We start from the raw sequence: 16758 nt of genomic DNA on the forward strand, positions 1-16758 counted from the left end.
GGAGACGCCATGCGCATTGCTCTGTTCCAAGGCATCCCCAAGCCACTAGACGTGCCTGGAAACCTGCAACGATTGCAGCACCAGGCGCAACTGGCCGCCGAGCGCGGGGTGCAACTGCTGGTGTGCCCAGAGATGTTTCTGACCGGCTACAACATTGGGCTGGAGCAGGTGGTGAACCTGGCCGAAGCCAATGACGGGCCGTCGGCCATGCGCGTGGTGGAGATTGCCCAGGCACACCGCATCGCCATCGTGTACGGCTATCCAGAGCGTGGCGACGACGGTGCCCTCTACAACAGCGTGCAGTTGATCGATGCCCATGGCAGCAGCCTGGGCAACTACCGCAAGACACACTTGTTCGGCGAGTTGGACCGTTCCATGTTCAGCGCGGGCCACGACCACTTCCCAGTGGTCGAGCTCGATGGCTGGAAGGTCGGTATGCTGATCTGCTACGACATCGAGTTTCCGGAGAATGCGCGGCGCCTGGCCTTGGCAGGCGCCGAGCTGATTCTGGTACCCACGGCGAACATGGAACCCTACGATTTCGTTTGCCAGGTGACCGTGCGAGCGCGGGCGCAGGAGAACCAGTGCTATCTGGTGTATGCAAATTATTGTGGCGCCGAGGGCGAGATCCACTACTGCGGGCAAAGCAGCATTGTCGGGCCGGACGGCAGCCTGCTGGCCATGGCGGGTCACGATGAGTGTCAATTGATGGCCGATCTTGCGCATGAACGAATCAAGCAAGGGCGGGAGGCGTTTCCCTACCTGGCCGACCTGCGCCAAGACCTGCACCGACAAGACGCCGGCCCCCTGTAGGCGCCGGCTTGCCGGCGATTCGGCCCGGCCAGGCAACACAAATGGGTTAGCATGAACACCTGCCCCGGAGTTCCCATGCCTGACGCCATCCGCCACCTGACCCTCACCAATGGCCTGCAGCTCACCCTGCGCCATGCCCCGCGCCTGAAACGCTCGGCAGCCGCGGTACGGGTCCACGCGGGCAGCCATGACGCTTCGCCTCGCTGGCCGGGCCTTGCCCACTTCCTTGAGCATCTGTTCTTTCTCGGCACCGCGCGTTTTCCACTGGACGATGGCCTGATGCGCTATGTTCAGACGCTCGGCGGACAGGTCAACGCCAGCACGCGGGAACGCACCACCGACTTCTTCTTCGAGGTGCCGTCCCCTGCTCTGGCAGGCGGGCTGGAGCGTCTGTGCCAGATGCTTGCCGAGCCTGACCTTGGCATCGAGCGCCAGCGCCGCGAACGTGAAGTCATCCATGCTGAATTCATCGCCTGGTCGCGCGACCCTGAAGCCCAACGGCAATTCACGCTGTTGCAGTCGGTGTCGCCACGCCACCCGCTCAGCGGCTTTCATGCTGGTAACCGCCACACACTCGCGCTGCAATGCCCTGACTTCCAGCACGCGCTGAGCGGATTCCACCAGCGCTTCTACCGGGGCGGTCAGATCGTCCTGAGCCTGTGCGGCCCGCAGACGCTGGATGAGCTTGAGCAATTGGGCACACGATTCGGCAGCCTGTTCGCTTCGGGACAACGCGTGCCGCAAGAGCCACCACCCGCGTTGTCGGGCACCGTGCAGCCCATGACCTTCGCCCACGAAGCCTTGGGCGATGCAGCTGAACACGCACTCGACCTGCTGGTTACCTGCCTGAGCGATACCCGCCCCGGCAGCTGGCTCGGGACCCTGCGTCAGCGCGGCTGGTTACAAGGGTTCAAAGCCCAGACGCTGTACGCCTACGCAGGCCAATTGCTTTGGCATATCGAGTTGCAGCTCGCCGCCTCGGCCTGTGCAGAACAAGCCGAAGCCTTGCTACACGGCTGGTTCGGTTTCATTCGTCAGACCGATCCAGGGCACCTCAACGTCGAGTATGGCCTCCTGCAGAAGATCCGTGAGTCGCTCGCCAGTGCGCTGGACCTGGCGCGTCGGGACAGTGCAGGCAAGCCGTTCAGTGCGTTGGATGAGAATGGCCTGCTGGCGCTACGTGCGCTGCTCGACGACCTCCCCCGATGCCGACGGGGTCACTGGCATCTGCCAGAAACCGACCCGTTGGCGACTGCCGAATTACCGGCTGGCCGAGGACCATTGCCAATAGCACTGGCCGTCAGTCATGAACTACCGGCCGCACGCCAATTCGCCGCCCTTTTCCTACGCTGGCGTATCGAATCGCCACTGCGTCAGCGCTTGTACAGCCTGTTGGCCCACGCCCTTCGGCCCTTGCAAGAACGGGCGCAGCGGGTGGGCGTGCAACTGCAGTTCGATGCCGCAGGCCAGTGCTGGGAACTGCGCGCCAGTGGGCTGCCTGCAGCGGTGATTCGTACCGTCGAACAAGCACTGGCAGAGCTGCGAGTACCCGACAGTTGGCAGGACACGCCGCAACCAGAGCCTGCATTGATTCCAATCCGGGCATTGCTCAAGCAACTGCCCGACGCCCTGCAGCCAGCGAAAGCCGAGCCAATGCCCTCGGGCACGGCCAATCAAGCACAGCTCGATGACGTGTGGCAGCAGGCACGGTGGCACGGCTTGGCGGTGGGCTTCGATGAAGATGGGGTGCACGCCTTGGGCGACACCCTGCAAGCGTGCCCTGGCATCGGCTCGGCACCCGTCGCGCCCACCCTGTGGCCCCGCCGCCGCTGGCATCACGCCGATATAGCAGGCAGTGAACATGCCTTGCTGTTGTTCTGCCCTCTTCACGCTACTGATGAAGCTGCCGGCCGCTTGCTTGCCCAGTCGCTGCAAGGGCCGGTATACCAGCGCCTACGTGTAGAACTGCAACTGGGCTACGCGGTGTTCAGCGCCTTCCGTCAGCTCGAAGGCATCAACGGTCTGCTGTTCGGCGTGCAGTCGCCACACGCGTCCCCTGTCGAGATCCTGCAACACCTGACGCGCGTCCTGGGCGAAGGTGTACAGCTTGACCCCAGCGCCCGCCAAGCGTTGGCCGAGCAGTTCAGCGAACCGCAGAGGGCCAACTCGGAAATCGCCGAATGGGCGTGGCAGGCACATCTGGCTACACATTCAGGGAAACTCTCCGACCTGCGGTGGTCTATCCTCCAAACACAGCAATGCGACCTGGACGATCTCCTGCGAGCATGCTCAAACCCTGGTGCGGCGTGGCTTTGCCTGGCCAATGCGGCTGCCCCGGACGGGACTTGGCAGTGAGCAAAAGGTGGATTGTTACGCAGGCTGCAAGGGCGCTTTTCGAAGAATTAACCTTTCGGTACAAATTTTTCTTGTAAGATAGCGCAATCTCAGTTTATGCAGCCGCCCAGCCAAGCGGCCGCCAACCTGCCAACTGACAACCCCAACCCACCCGGAAGGAGCAACTCTATGTGGACCAAGCCTGCTTACACTGACCTGCGCATCGGCTTCGAAGTCACCATGTACTTCGCCAGCCGCTAAGCCCAGTCGCGGTTCGACGCCTCGGCCCGCCGGGGCGTTTTCGTTTTTCGGATACGGTTTTTCGGACAGAGAGTAGTCATGTACATCCAGATCCTCGGCTCCGCCGCCGGTGGCGGGTTCCCCCAGTGGAACTGCAACTGCGCCAACTGCAAGGGCTACCGCGATGGCAGCCTGCGCGCCACGGCACGCACCCAGTCGTCCATCGCCCTGTCCGATGACGGCGAACACTGGATCCTGTGCAACGCCTCACCGGACATCCGTGCCCAGCTCCAGGCCTTTGCGCCCATGCAGCCGGCCCGCGCCCTGCGCGATACCGGCATCAATGCAATCGTCCTGCTCGACAGCCAGATCGACCACACTACCGGCCTGCTCAGCCTGCGCGAAGGCTGCCCACACCAGGTCTGGTGCACCGACATGGTCCACCAGGACCTCACCACCGGTTTCCCGCTGTTCAACATGCTCAGCCACTGGAACGGCGGACTGGTATGGAACCGCATCGAGCTCGAAGGCAGTTTCGTGATCGAAGCCTGCCCGAACCTGAAGTTCACCCCCTTCCCCCTGCGCAGCGCCGCACCGCCCTACTCGCCGCACCGCTTCGACCCACACCCAGGCGACAATCTCGGCCTGATGGTCGAAGACACCCGCACCGGCGGCAAGCTGTTCTACGCCCCAGGGCTTGGCCAGGTGGACGACAAGCTGCTGGCGATGATGCACGGCGCCGATTGCCTGCTGGTCGACGGTACGCTGTGGGAGGATGATGAAATGCAGCGGCGCGGCGTCGGTACCCGCACCGGCCGCGAGATGGGCCACCTGGCACAGAACGGCCCCGGGGGCATGCTCGAGGTGCTGGACGGCTTCCCCCGTCAGCGTAAGGTGCTCATCCACATCAACAACACCAACCCGATCCTGGATGAAGACTCTGCAGAACGGGCCGAGGTGGAGCGTCGGGGCGTTGAAGTCGCCTACGATGGCATGAGCATCGAACTGTGAGGCAAACGGCCCATGCAGCCGCCGGCTCTCCGGCGGTGCAGGCCCCGCGGGAAAAGCCGGCTCTCAGGAGAGCCCCCGCTGTTACAGGAGTCCGCTGAATGAGCGACACAACCCCGATGTCCCCTGCCGAGTTCGAGCAGGCCCTGCGCGCCAAGGGCGCCTATTACCACATCCACCACCCCTATCACGTGGCGATGTACGAAGGCCGCGCCACCCGCGAACAGATCCAGGGCTGGGTGGCCAACCGTTTCTACTATCAGGTCAACATCCCGATGAAGGATGCCGCGATCCTGGCCAACTGCCCGGACCGCGAAGTACGCCGCGAGTGGATCCAGCGCCTGCTCGACCACGATGGCGCCCCCGGCGAAGACGGCGGCATCGAGGCCTGGCTGCGCCTGGGCCAGGCCGTAGGGCTGGACCCTGACCAACTGCGCTCCCAAGAGCTGGTACTGCCAGGTGTGCGCTTTGCCGTGGACGCGTACGTCAACTTCGCCCGCCGCGCCAGTTGGCAGGAGGCCGCCAGCAGCTCGCTGACCGAGCTGTTCGCCCCGCAGATCCACCAGTCGCGCCTGGACAGCTGGCCGCAGCACTACCCTTGGATAGACCCGGCCGGCTATGAATACTTCCGCACGCGCCTGGGCCAGGCCCGACGTGATGTCGAGCATGGTCTGGCGATCACCCTGCAGCACTACACCACTCGCGCCGGCCAGGAGCGTATGCTGGAGATCCTGCAGTTCAAGCTGGATATCCTCTGGAGCATGCTCGACGCCATGAGCATGGCCTACGAACTGAACCGCCCGCCCTATCATTCCGTCACCCGCGAGCGGGTCTGGCACAAGGGAATCGCCCTATGAGTTTCGATCGCAAGCTAGTGCCGAACTGGCGCCCCGGCTACCGCTTCCAGTACGAGCCCGCACAGAAGGGGCACGTGTTGCTGTACCCCGAAGGCATGATCAAACTTAACGAAAGCGCAGGGCTGATCGGTGGCCTGATCGACGGCCAGCGCGACGTGGCGGCGATCATCGCCGAGCTTGAGCAGCAGTTCCCCGATGTCCCGGAAGTCGCCGACGACATCGAGCAGTTCATGGAGGTGGCCCGTGCCGAACACTGGATCGTCCTCGCCTGAGTTGCCGCCCACGCCCGCGGTCGGCCTGCCGCTGTGGCTGCTGGCCGAACTGACCTACCGCTGCCCGCTGCAATGCCCGTACTGTTCCAACCCGCTGGACTTTGCCGCCCAGGGCCAGGAACTGACCACCGCGCAGTGGTTCAAGGTAATGGCCGAGGCCCGCGAAATGGGGGCCGCGCAGATCGGCTTCTCCGGTGGTGAGCCTTTGGTACGTCAGGACCTTGCCGAACTGATCGGCGAGGCTCGTCGGCTCGGCTACTACACCAACCTGATCACCTCAGGCATCGGCTTGACCGAAGCGCGCATCGCCGACTTCAAGAAAGCCGGGCTGGACCACATCCAGATCAGCTTCCAGGCCAGTGACGAGCAGGTGAACAACCTGCTGGCCGGCTCCAAAAAGGCCTTCGCCCAAAAATTGGAGATGGCCCGGGCGGTCAAGGCCCACGGCTACCCGATGGTGCTCAATTTCGTCACCCACCGGCACAACATAGACAAGATCGACCGCATCATCGAGCTGTGCATCGCGCTGGAGGCCGACTTCGTCGAACTCGCCACCTGCCAGTTCTATGGTTGGGCCCACCTCAACCGCCTGGGCCTGCTACCGACCCGCGCCCAGCTCGAACGTGCCGAGCGCATCACCAACGAATACCGGGAAAAGCTCAAGGCGCAGGGCAGCCCCTGCAAGCTGATCTTCGTCACCCCGGACTACTACGAAGAACGTCCCAAGGCCTGCATGAACGGCTGGGGCAGCCTGTTCCTGACCATCACCCCGGACGGCACCGCGCTGCCGTGCCACGGTGCTCGCCAGTTGCCGGTGGAATTTCCCAACGTGCGTGACCATGACCTGCACCACATCTGGTACGACTCGTTCGGCTTCAACCGCTTCCGTGGCTACGCGTGGATGCCAGAACCCTGCCGCTCCTGCGACGAGAAGGAAAAGGACTTCGGCGGCTGTCGCTGCCAGGCCTTCATGCTGACTGGCGATGCCAGCAATGCCGACCCTGTGTGTGCCAAGTCAGCTGACCACGGCATCATTCTCAAGGCCCGCGAAGAGGCGGAGACCGCCCAGCTGGAAATCGAGCAAATGACCTTCCGCAACGAGCGCAACTCCCGTGTCATCGCCCGTGGATGAATTCAGCGCCGCACAGGCGGTGGCTGCCAGCACCGACTTTGCCGAGCTCAAGGTCGGCGAAGCCGGGCTGTTCTGGAACGAATTCCGCCCGGCCGACGGCGCCTGCCGTATCTGGCACTGGCGCGACCAGCAGGCCCGGTGCCTTACCCCCGATGGCTTCAGCGTGCGCAGCCGAGTCTATGAGTACGGTGGCGGCAGTTTCTGCCTGGGTGGCGACGGGGTGCTGTTCGTCAACGAGCAGGACCAGCAGGTCTATACCCAGGCGCTGAATAGCGTGACACCTCGCCCGCTCACCCACCGCCCGGAATGCCGCTACGGCGACCTGCAATGGCACACCGGCCAGGTCCTCGCCGTCGAGGAGCGCAGTGGCAAGCCCGTCGAGCATCGCCTGGTCATACTTGGCGAAAGCACCCGCGAAGTCCTCGCCGAAGGTGCTGATTTCTATGCGTCCCCCACCCTGTCCAACGATGGTACGCGCCTGGCTTGGGTCGAATGGGACCGCCCAGCGCAACCCTGGACCCGTACCCGCCTGATGCAGCGCCAACGGGACAGTAGCGGCGCCTGGGGCCCGGCGCGTTGTGTCACCGGGACCGATGAATCCCTGCAACAACCGCGCTTCGACGCCCAAGGCCGGCTGTATTGCCTCTCGGACAGAAACGGCTTCTGGCAGCCCTGGGGCGAGGTCGATGGCCAGTGGCAGGCTCTGCCAGCAGAACCCGCCGACCACGCTGGCGCCCCTTGGCAACTGGGGGCCAGCAGTTGGCTTGCAATAGGTCCGCAAAGCTACCTGGCCAGTTGGTTCGAAGACGGCTTTGCCAAGCTGGGGCTGCGTACGCCGGGTAATCCTGTCGAACATTTCGCCAGCGCCTATACGCGTTTTCGTAGCCTGGCGATGGATGCCGAGCATCTCTACGCCATCGCCGCATCGCCGATCAGCCCGCCTGCGGTCGTCGCCATCGACCGCAACAGCCACCAGGTACGGGTAGTGGCCGGTGGCGCCGAAGTGCTGCCAGCCCAACGCATCAGCCTGCCCCAGCCGATCCGCTACAGCAGCGCAGGCGAAACTGCCCATGGTTTCTTCTATAAGGCCGTTGATGGGCAAGGCCCGGCCCCACTGGTGGTGTTCATCCACGGCGGCCCGACTTCGGCCTGCTACCCGGTGCTCGACCCGCGTATCCAGTATTGGACCCAGCGTGGTTTTGCCGTCGCCGACCTCAACTATCGCGGCAGCAGTGGCTACGGCCGGGCCTATCGCCAGGCTCTGCACCTGCGGTGGGGCGAATGCGATGTGCAAGATGCCTGTGCGGCCGTCGAGCACTTGGCCGGAAAAGGGCTGATCGATGCGCGCAAAGCGTTCATTCGCGGCGGCAGCGCAGGCGGGTACACCACGTTGTGCGCCCTCGCCTTCCACGATGTGTTCCGCGCAGGTGCCAGCCTGTATGGCGTCAGTGACCCGGTCGCATTGGGCCGTGCCACGCACAAGTTCGAAGGCGATTACCTGGACTGGCTGATCGGCGACCCGCAACAGGATGCCGAGCGCTACCGACAACGCACGCCGCTGCTGCATGCCTCGGCTATCAAGGTGCCGGTGATTTTCTTCCAGGGCGAGCTGGATGCAGTGGTAGTGCCTGAGCAGACCCGCTCGATGCTGGCGGCCCTGAAAGCCAATGGCATCGAGGCCGAAGGGCATTTCTACCCAGGGGAACGCCATGGGTTGCGCAATGCGCAGAACCTGGCGCATGCGCTCGAGGAAGAATGGAAGTTCTATTGCCGGGTGTTGGGGCTATAAGCCCCAACCACCCTGCAGGCTCTGCTTGCCGGCGAGGGCGCCAAGAACGCCTCAGCGCTTGGCGATGATGTAGACCGCATGCACGATCCCCGGAATGTACCCCAGCAAGGTCAGCAGGATATTCAGCCAGAACGCCCCACCAAACCCCACCTGCAGGAATACACCCAGGGGCGGCAGAATGATCGCGATGATGATGCGGATGAAGTCCATGTGAATCTCTCCTGAAGGGGTTTCAACAGAGACTAGCCGCGCCAGCCAGAGGTTCCACAGTAACGCCAGGCAAAAAAAACGCCCCGAGCCAAATGAAGCTGGCCAAGGGCGATGCGCAGAAACGCGAGACGGTTCGTTGAAAATCTGTGGCTCGCCGCTACCGGTCAGGCCGGTACCTCGCGGCGGCTTTGCTGTTGCGCGTGCAGCCTGGCAAAGGCCCGGGCAAGGCGTAGGAGCATCTCGTCGATGTTGCCCTTGCTGACCGTCAGCGCGGGCGAAAAACGCACCACGTCGGCCTGGGGCGCATTGAGCAGCAGGCCCTCCTGCAAGGCTGCCTGCACCAGGTCTTGGGCCAGGTCTTCGTGCAGTTGCAATGCCCACAAGAGGCCCTGGCCACGCACCTCGCCCTGGCCGTAGCGACCGGCCAGGCGGCTCAGGCCATCGCGCAAGTGGCGACCACTGTCCTGAACGTGCTCGAAGAAGCCCGGCTCCAGCACGGTATCCAGCACGGCAAGGCCTGCCGCGCTCATCAGCGCGTTGCCGTGGTGGCTGCCTTCGAGCTCACCGGGTTCAGCGCAGCAAGCGGTCCCCCGCGCCAACAGTGCCGCCAACGGCACACCGCCGCCCAAGCCTTTGCCGAGGGTGACGATATCGGCACGTACGCCATAGGTCTCCTCGGCCAGCAACGCGCCACAACGGCCAATGCCCGTCTGCACCTCATCGAGAATCAGCAGGATGCCGAGCTCGCGGCAGAGTTTTTCCACACCCTGCAGGTATTGGCGCGTTGCCGGGATCACACCCGCCTCGCCCTGGATGGGCTCGAGCATGATCGCCACGGTGCGCGAGTCCACCTCGGCATGCAGCGCATCGAGGTCGTTGAACGGCACCTTGCTGAAACCTGGCAAACCCGGCTCGCAACGGTTGCACGGCAGCGGGTCGGACGCCGACAGCGCCCCCAGGCTGCGACCGTGACAGCCTTGCGTGGCCGTGATGATGTGGTAGGCGCCGTTGCGATGCTTCTGACCCCATTTGCGCGCCAACTTGATCGCCCCTTCGCAAGCTTCGGCGCCGCTGTTGAGCAGGTAGGCCTGATCGCTGCCGGTGCTCTGGCACAGGCGATTGACCAAGGCCAGCAAACCACGGCTGTGGAACCCCGAACCTGGATTGATCAGCGCCTGGGCCTGGTTGCCCAAGGCCTTGACCAGCACGCTGGGGCTGTGGCCGAGGCTGTTGACCGCACCGCCTTGGGTGAAGTCCAGGTAGGCATGCCCTTCGTTGTCCCACAACCAGGAGCCTTGGCCTCGGACGAACACCTGCGTGGCACGTTCGGTGCTGGGCATCAGACGCTCGCGGGACAACTGCGGCGCATCCGGCACGATCACCGGCGCACGCTTGGGCTCGGCGACTGCGGTAGGGGCCGAACGGCGCAGGTTGAACAGGTTCATCAGGGCTCCAACCAATCACGGCAAAGGGCGGCAGGTCCGGTCGGTATGCCGGCGCTCGATATTTTGCCTTTCCTATCAAAAGTGTTTTTCATCCAAGGTAACAATCGACTGAATCAGCGCTGTAACCTACTGGAATACGGCGATAGACTAGGGCTCACGGGCTGCTGAGGCCATTCCGTTTTTCCAGCTTTTTCGATAAGTAATACTTATGGATTTTCGCCAACTGCGTTATTTCGTCGCGGTGTATGAAGAAGGCCACGTCGGCCGGGCCGCCGAGCGCCTGTCCTTGTCACAGCCGGCGTTGTCGCAGCAGATCAGGCAGCTGGAACACAGCCTCGACCTGAGCCTGTTCGAACGTAGTAACAAGCGGCTGTTGCCGACGCTCGCCGCCCATACCCTGTATAACCATGCCCTGCCGCTGCTCGACGGCCTGCAGCGGGCCCATGAGGCCATGCGCAACTTCAAGGGTCAGTCCCTGCGAACACTGGCCATTGGTGTGTTGCAGACGGTTCGCCCAAGCATGGTGCCGCGCCTGCTGGAACGGGTGCGCAGGGCGCAACCCCACTTGGTGGTGCAGATCTACGAACTGTCGGGGCTGGAAATCGAACGGCGCTTGCTCAGCGGCAGCCTGGATATTGGCATCAGCTACCTGCCACCGCGCCAGCCGGGGCTTCATGGCTTGCTGTTGTACGAAGATGAACTGCAGCTGGTCATCCCCGCCACCCACCCCTTGAAGGACTTCAAGAAGGTGTCCATCCGCCAGGCCGCTGAGTTGCCAATGCTCATGCTCGGGGAAGAGTTCCAGATCCGCCAGATCTGGAAGGAACAGCTGGCCAGCCAGGGCCGCCGACCGCAGGTTCAGGCCGAGATGAACAACATGGCGGGAATTCTCGACAGCCTGTCGCACACGGCCTTGGCGACCATTCTGCCGGGCCGGGCCAAGGAGGCCGCCGAGGATGACCAAGGCCTGCTGTGGAAGCCGTTGAGCGAACCGCGCGTACCGCTCAAGGTGGGCTTGGTGTTTCGCGACGCACAGCGTCAGCAGGCGTCAGTGGAGATGCTGCGCACATTGCTGGAAGAAGAGACCGATGCGCGCCAGCTGGGGGCCTCGCCCCTGGATGTGCTCGGGTAAAAACACGCGCACAAAGAAAACCCCGCCGAAGCGGGGTTTTCCAGACTGTTTCCCTTTGACATCCCTATCGCCCCACCATCCTGGCAGGTATTCCTTCGTTGTCCCTGTTCTGTCCTTTGCGCTTCCTGCGCAACGTCCATGTGGGAAATACTAGCTATGGATCCAATCTTAGGCCAGTGGCGAAAAGTCACCACGTCATGTAGGAGAAAGCTTACAAGCGGCGCCATTTCCAAACGCTGGTCATGTGCCAGTCGCCGGCAAGCCGGCGACCAGGCTGACACGCCATGCCTCAGAACTGCTCGGCATCGAGCAGGTACAGCGACTCGCTGCCCGCCTTGACCGAGGCCACCAGCGAATCCAGCCGCGGTAGCAGCCGCGCGAAGTAGAACCGAGCGGTCCCCAGCTTGGCCGAATAGAACGCCTCATCCCCTTCACCCGCCTTGGCGGCACGGGCCATCAATGCCCACATGTAGGCATAGGCCACATAGCCAAAGGCATGCAGGTACTCGACCGACGCCGCACCGATTTCATTCGGGTTGCCCTTGGCCTGTTCCAACACCCACTCCGTCAGCCCGTCGAGCTTGTCGAGGGCAGCAGCGAGCGGCGTGGTGAACTCGCTCAGATCGTCCTTGGCACTGGCGATGAACTGGCGAATCTCGTCGGAGAACAGCCGGTAGTAGGCACCACCACTGGCGACGACCTTGCGCCCCATCAGGTCCAGCGCCTGGATGCCATTGGTGCCCTCGTAGATCTGTGTGATACGCACATCGCGCACCAACTGCTCCTGGCCCCACTCGCGGATGTAGCCATGGCCGCCGAACACCTGCTGGCCGTGCACGGTGCACTCCAGGCCCAGATCCGTGAGGAAGGCCTTGGCGACCGGCGTCAGCAGCGCTACCAGCTCCTCGCTGCGCTTGCGGGTAGCCGCATCCTCGCTGTACTTGGCACTGTCCAGTTGCATGGCCACATAGGTGGAGAAGGCGCGGCCACCTTCGATCAGCGCCTTCATGGTCAACAGCATGCGGCGCACATCGGGGTGCACGATGATCGGGTCCGCGGCTTTTTCCTTGGCCTGCGGACCCGTTGGCGCGCGGCTCTGAAGGCGGTCGCGGGCGTACTCAACGGCGTTCTGATAAGAGCGCTCGGCCGATGCCAGGCCCTGGATACCGACGCCGAGGCGCTCGTAGTTCATCATGGTGAACATGGCCGCCAGGCCCTTGTTCGGTTCGCCCACGATGTAGCCGACCGCCTCGTCGAAGTTCATCACGCACGTGGCCGAGGCCTGGATGCCCATCTTGTGCTCGATCGAGCCGCAGGTGGCTGGGTTGCGCGCCCCTAGGCTGCCGTCCTCATTGACCAGGAACTTAGGCACCAGGAACAGCGAGATACCCTTGGGCCCGGCCGGGGCATCAGGCAACTTGGCCAGCACCAGGTGGATGATGTTTTCGGTCAGGTCATGCTCGCCACCGGTGATGAAGATCTTGGTGCCACTGACCTTGTAGCTGCCGTCGGCCTGCGGCTCGGCCTTGGTGCGGATGATGCCCAGGTCGGTACCGGCATGGGGCTCGGTCAGGCACATGGAGCCTGCCCATACACCCGCGTACATGTTGGGCAGGTACTTTTCCTTGAGCGCTTCGCTGGCGTGGGCGTTGATCGACAGGCAGGCGCCGGCGGTCAGCATCGGGTACAGGCCAAAGGCCAGGCTGGATGCGTTGACCATTTCCTCGACCTGGGCCGAAATGGCCTTGGGCATGCCCATCCCGCCGAACAGCGGGTCGCCGCCAACGCCCACCCAGCCGCCTTCGGCGTAGGTGTGGTAGGCATCGATGAAACCGGCTGGTGTGCGCACCGCGCCGTTGTCCCAGTGGCAACCCTCTTCGTCCGCCGCGCGGCTGAGCGGAGCAATGGTCTTGCCGGTAACCTTGCCGGCCTCTTCCAGCACCGCCATGGCAGTGTCCGCGTCCACCGCTTCGGCCAAGGCCGGCAGTTGAGCCCAGAGCTCGGCCACGTTGAAGACTTCATTCAGAACGAAACGCATGTCGCGCAGGGGCGCTTTATATTCAGCCATGACTACCTCTCGCTAACAGGGTCGGGGCGGTCTCAGGGAACCGCGGCACTGGATTGAAGGCAGTGTAACCGAACAACTTTTGCGAGACATAGGGTCATCAAGCGACCGAATAGTCAGCTATGGTCACGCCATCCGAACAGCCCCGCGTCGCGATTGTTGCCCGTAGACCATGACGCAGTTACGCCCCGCGCCTTTGGCGCTGTACAGCGCCTGGTCAGCGGCCTTGAGCACTTCCTCTGGGTTACGGTGCTCCACCAGCCGCTCGGCCACACCGATGCTGATGGTCACCGATACCGTGGTGGCCGCATTGCCTGCGCGCCGCTGCCGACCGGCAGAATCGTCCTGGGGGCGGCTGCTCTGATCACGTAGTTGCATAGCATAGTTGGCGATCATTTCACGCACGGCCTCAAGGTGCGGCTGGCACTCTTCGGCCGTCTTGCCCGCGAACACCAAGGCGAACTCCTCGCCGCCGTAGCGATAGGCTCGTCCCCCGCCGGTCACCTTGGACAAACGGCTGGCGACCAGTCGCAGCACCTGGTCGCCGACGTCGTGGCCGTGGGTGTCGTTGAACTTCTTGAAGTGGTCCACGTCGGTCATGGCGATCACGTAGTTGCGACCCAGCCGCTGCATGCGTTCGTTCAACGCACGGCGCCCCGGCAACCCGGTCAGCTCATCCCGGAAGGCCATCTGATAGGCCTCATGGGACACTGCCGCGGCAATCATCAGCATCACCTGACTGCACATGATGTTCAGGGTGAACGGCAGGATGAAGGTCTTGGGCAGCATCCAGAAGATGCCGATCAGGCCGATGATCTGCGCGGCATGCAACGGCCTGGGTTCACGCAGGTACTGCACGACCAACAGGACGAATACCCCTACGAACAGTGGGTAGACCATCTGGATCAGGCTCATCCACTGGCCATGCAGCGCCGGCCAGCGAATTTCGGCGAGCCAGGCGAGCAGCGCCTTGGGGAAGCTCTGCTCAAGCGCCACCGCGACGCTGCCGACGGCGAACAGCACGGCAAACCGGGCGAGCAGGTCCTGGGCCAGGTGCGTGCGCTCCTGCCAGGCGCCAAACAAGCCGAACAACGCAGGCAACAACAGGCATACCAGGTGGAATATCACCGCCGCGTCTTCGCGCACCCGGCCGTTGTCACGGTAGAAATCAGTCTGGGTGTCGAGCAGGAAATAGGCGATGTATACCGTCACCATCAGGAACAGCTCGCGCTGGCGGCGGTATACCGCGCAGTAGGCGCCCCCCAACAGCAGCACCAACGTGGGTAGAACATTGAACAGCGAAGTGAAGAAGACGCTGAGGTCTCTCACATACGCCGCCGCGAGCCCCGACAACAAGAGAAACAGCGAAGGCAGGAAATGGCTCGCGCGTACAGCGTTTAGACGAAACAAGGGTAATCTCCGACCCGGCAGATCAATAATGGCATTGTGCCCTTACTTCATCGGCAGCGCACATGAATAGATGAATACACGGCGTGTTTAACGGCCGCAGGGGTGGAGGGCTTGAGCTTTTGTTGTTACTGAATCTTTAGGAGCCGGAAACAAAAAAAAACGCCTGCCGGTGAGGCAGGCGTTTTTTTATACCGATGAACAGGCTTAGATGGACAGGCCGAAATCTTCTTCCTTCATCGCCATCAGGTTGTCGGCACCGGACAGCATCGCGGCCACATGGGCACGGGTGCGGGGCAGGATGCGCTGGAAGTAGAAGCGCGCGGTCTGCAGCTTGGCGGTGTAGAACGCCTCTTCGCTGGTACCTGCCGCCAGTTTCTCGGCCGCCAGGCGGGCGATGTCGGCCCAGAAGTAAGCCAGGCAGGCATAGCCGGAGTACATCAGGTAATCCACCGAAGCGGCACCCACTTCTTCACGGTCTTTCATGGCGGCCATACCGACCTTCATGGTCAGTTCGCCCCACTCCTTGTTCAGTGCAGCCAGCGGCTCGACGAACTCCTTGACGCGCTCGTTGCCTTCCTGTGCCTGGCAGAACTTGTGCACGATCTTGGTGAAGCCCTTGAGCGCTTCGCCCTGGGTCATCAGCACCTTGCGGCCCAGCAGGTCGAGAGCCTGGATACCGGTGGTGCCTTCGTACAGCATGGAGATACGGCTGTCGCGCACGTTCTGCTCCATGCCCCACTCGGCAATGAAGCCATGGCCACCGTAGATCTGCACGCCGTGGTTGGCCGCTTCGAAGCCGACTTCGGTCATGAATGCCTTGGCGATCGGAGTGAGGAAGGCCAGCAGGGCGTCGGCCTTCTTGCGCTCTTCCTCGTCCTGGCTGTACTTGACGATGTCGACTTGCTTGGCGGTGAAGTACACCATCGCACGGTTGCCTTCGGCGAAGGCCTTCATGGTCAGCAGCATACGGCGCACGTCAGGGTGGACGATGATCGGGTCGGCTGCCTTGTCCGGCGCTTTCGGGCCGGTCAGCGAACGCATCTGCAGCCGGTCACGGGCGTACTTCAGGCCTCCCTGGAAGGCCACTTCGGCGTGAGCCAGGCCCTGCAGCGCGGTGCCCAGGCGTGCAGTGTTCATGAAGGTGAACATGCAGTTCAGGCCCTTGTTGGCTGGGCCGATCAGGTAGCCGGTAGCGCCGTCGAAGTTCATCACGCAGGTGGCGTTGCCGTGGATACCCATCTTGTGTTCGATGGAGCCGCAGCTCACGCCATTACGCTCACCGACGCCACCGTCGGCATTAGGCAGGAACTTCGGCACGATGAACAGCGAGATGCCTTTGGTGCCAGCCGGCGCATCCGGCAGGCGGGCCAGGACGATATGGACGATGTTGTCGGCCATGTCGTGCTCACCGGCCGAGATGAAGATCTTGGTGCCGCTGACTTTATAAGTGCCGTCGGCCTGAGGCTCGGCCTTGGTGCGCAGCATGCCCAGGTCGGTGCCGCAGTGCGGCTCGGTCAGGCACATGGTGCCGGTCCACTCGCCACTGACCAGTTTGGTCAGATAGGTGTGCTGCTGCTCAGGCGTGCCGTGCGCGGAGATGGTGTTCATCGCGCCATGGGAAAGGCCTGGGTACATGCCCCACGACCAGTTCGACTCACCGACCATTTCGCTCAGCGCCAGGCCCAGCGACTCAGGCAGGCCTTGGCCGCCGTGTTCGACGTCATGCGCCAGGCTCGGCCAGCCGCCTTCGACGAATTGCTTGTAGGCTTCCTTGAAGCCGGTCGGGGTCTTCACACCCGACTCGCTCCAGGTGCAGCCTTCCAGATCGCCAACGCGGTTGAGCGGGGCCAGTACTTCTTCACAGAATTTCGCGCCTTCTTCCAGGATCGCGTTGACCATGTCAGGGGTGGCGTCCTGGCAACCCGGCAGGCTCTGATAGTGCGCCTCATAGCCGAGCAGCTCGTCGCGAACGAAGCGAATATCACGCAAGGGGGCTTTGTAATCAGGCATTGCGATGAACCTCTGTGATGAGTTCTGGGGAAGACCGCTTA

Annotated in this window: 14 protein-coding genes; 9 read left to right on the forward strand and 5 right to left on the reverse strand. The window is 63.1% G+C overall.

Translation table 11 applies throughout. From position 1 onward, the window contains the following. Window positions 1-9: 9 nt before the first annotated feature. The 8 genes from P3R38_RS23010 (at window position 10) to P3R38_RS23045 (ending at window position 8445) form a co-directional block, all read left to right on the forward strand. A complete protein-coding gene (locus P3R38_RS23010; RefSeq protein WP_023382700.1) occupies window positions 10-813 on the forward strand; it encodes a carbon-nitrogen hydrolase family protein in 804 nt (267 codons plus the stop codon). Window positions 814-888: 75 nt separating this feature from the next. Next, window positions 889-3168, forward strand: coding sequence for a pyrroloquinoline quinone biosynthesis protein PqqF (gene pqqF / locus P3R38_RS23015; protein ID WP_277686642.1), 2280 nt, complete (start codon window positions 889-891; stop codon window positions 3166-3168). Window positions 3169-3336: 168 nt separating this feature from the next. Continuing rightward, on the forward strand, window positions 3337-3408 hold the full coding sequence (gene pqqA, locus P3R38_RS23020; RefSeq protein ID WP_008365141.1) for a pyrroloquinoline quinone precursor peptide PqqA: 72 nt from the start codon (window positions 3337-3339) through the stop codon (window positions 3406-3408). A gap of 78 nt (window positions 3409-3486) precedes the next feature. Further along, on the forward strand, window positions 3487-4398 hold the full coding sequence (gene pqqB, locus P3R38_RS23025; protein WP_023382702.1) for a pyrroloquinoline quinone biosynthesis protein PqqB: 912 nt from the start codon (window positions 3487-3489) through the stop codon (window positions 4396-4398). A gap of 98 nt (window positions 4399-4496) precedes the next feature. Then, window positions 4497-5252: a pyrroloquinoline-quinone synthase PqqC gene (gene pqqC, locus P3R38_RS23030; RefSeq protein ID WP_023382703.1), complete on the forward strand. Its 756-nt coding sequence runs from the start codon at window positions 4497-4499 to the stop codon at window positions 5250-5252. After that, a complete protein-coding gene (gene pqqD, locus P3R38_RS23035; RefSeq protein WP_023382704.1) occupies window positions 5249-5524 on the forward strand; it encodes a pyrroloquinoline quinone biosynthesis peptide chaperone PqqD in 276 nt (91 codons plus the stop codon). Before pqqC ends, pqqD begins: the two co-directional genes overlap by 4 nt. After that, entirely contained in the window at window positions 5496-6656 is a 1161-nt protein-coding gene (gene pqqE, locus P3R38_RS23040) for a pyrroloquinoline quinone biosynthesis protein PqqE (RefSeq protein WP_027907309.1), read from the forward strand. The genes pqqD and pqqE overlap by 29 nt, the downstream gene beginning before the upstream one ends. Further along, the gene (locus P3R38_RS23045; protein WP_027907310.1) at window positions 6637-8445 is read left to right on the forward strand and encodes a S9 family peptidase; all 1809 of its coding nucleotides are present in this window, start codon (window positions 6637-6639) and stop codon (window positions 8443-8445) included. Before pqqE ends, P3R38_RS23045 begins: the two co-directional genes overlap by 20 nt. 51 nt (window positions 8446-8496) lie before the next feature. Here P3R38_RS23045 and P3R38_RS23050 read toward each other — a convergent pair whose 3' ends face one another. Both P3R38_RS23050 and P3R38_RS23055 read right to left on the reverse strand, forming a co-directional pair. Beyond that, window positions 8497-8655 (reverse strand): YqaE/Pmp3 family membrane protein, encoded by a 159-nt coding sequence (locus P3R38_RS23050; protein WP_009681539.1) that lies wholly within the window; start codon window positions 8653-8655, stop codon window positions 8497-8499. Between the two features lie 164 nt (window positions 8656-8819). Beyond that, complete coding sequence (locus P3R38_RS23055) at window positions 8820-10100, reverse strand: aminotransferase class III-fold pyridoxal phosphate-dependent enzyme (protein WP_023382707.1); 1281 nt, start codon at window positions 10098-10100, stop codon at window positions 8820-8822. Window positions 10101-10308: 208 nt separating this feature from the next. Here P3R38_RS23055 and P3R38_RS23060 point away from each other — a divergent pair, with 208 nt between their 5' ends. Further along, window positions 10309-11232 (forward strand): LysR family transcriptional regulator, encoded by a 924-nt coding sequence (locus P3R38_RS23060; protein WP_023382708.1) that lies wholly within the window; start codon window positions 10309-10311, stop codon window positions 11230-11232. A gap of 289 nt (window positions 11233-11521) precedes the next feature. On the opposite strand, the gene P3R38_RS23065 is transcribed toward P3R38_RS23060, so the two are convergent. From P3R38_RS23065 to P3R38_RS23075, 3 genes are all read right to left on the reverse strand, one after another. Next, window positions 11522-13300, reverse strand: coding sequence for an acyl-CoA dehydrogenase C-terminal domain-containing protein (locus P3R38_RS23065; RefSeq protein WP_027907311.1), 1779 nt, complete (start codon window positions 13298-13300; stop codon window positions 11522-11524). Window positions 13301-13423: 123 nt separating this feature from the next. Continuing rightward, window positions 13424-14707 (reverse strand): GGDEF domain-containing protein, encoded by a 1284-nt coding sequence (locus P3R38_RS23070; RefSeq protein WP_027907312.1) that lies wholly within the window; start codon window positions 14705-14707, stop codon window positions 13424-13426. A 204-nt stretch (window positions 14708-14911) separates the two neighbouring features. Then, window positions 14912-16717 (reverse strand): phenylacyl-CoA dehydrogenase, encoded by a 1806-nt coding sequence (locus P3R38_RS23075; RefSeq protein ID WP_023382711.1) that lies wholly within the window; start codon window positions 16715-16717, stop codon window positions 14912-14914. Window positions 16718-16758: the final 41 nt, after the last annotated feature.

The sequence above is a fragment of the Pseudomonas sp. NyZ480 genome (assembly GCF_029537255.1).
GTDB lineage: Bacteria > Pseudomonadota > Gammaproteobacteria > Pseudomonadales > Pseudomonadaceae > Aquipseudomonas > Aquipseudomonas taiwanensis.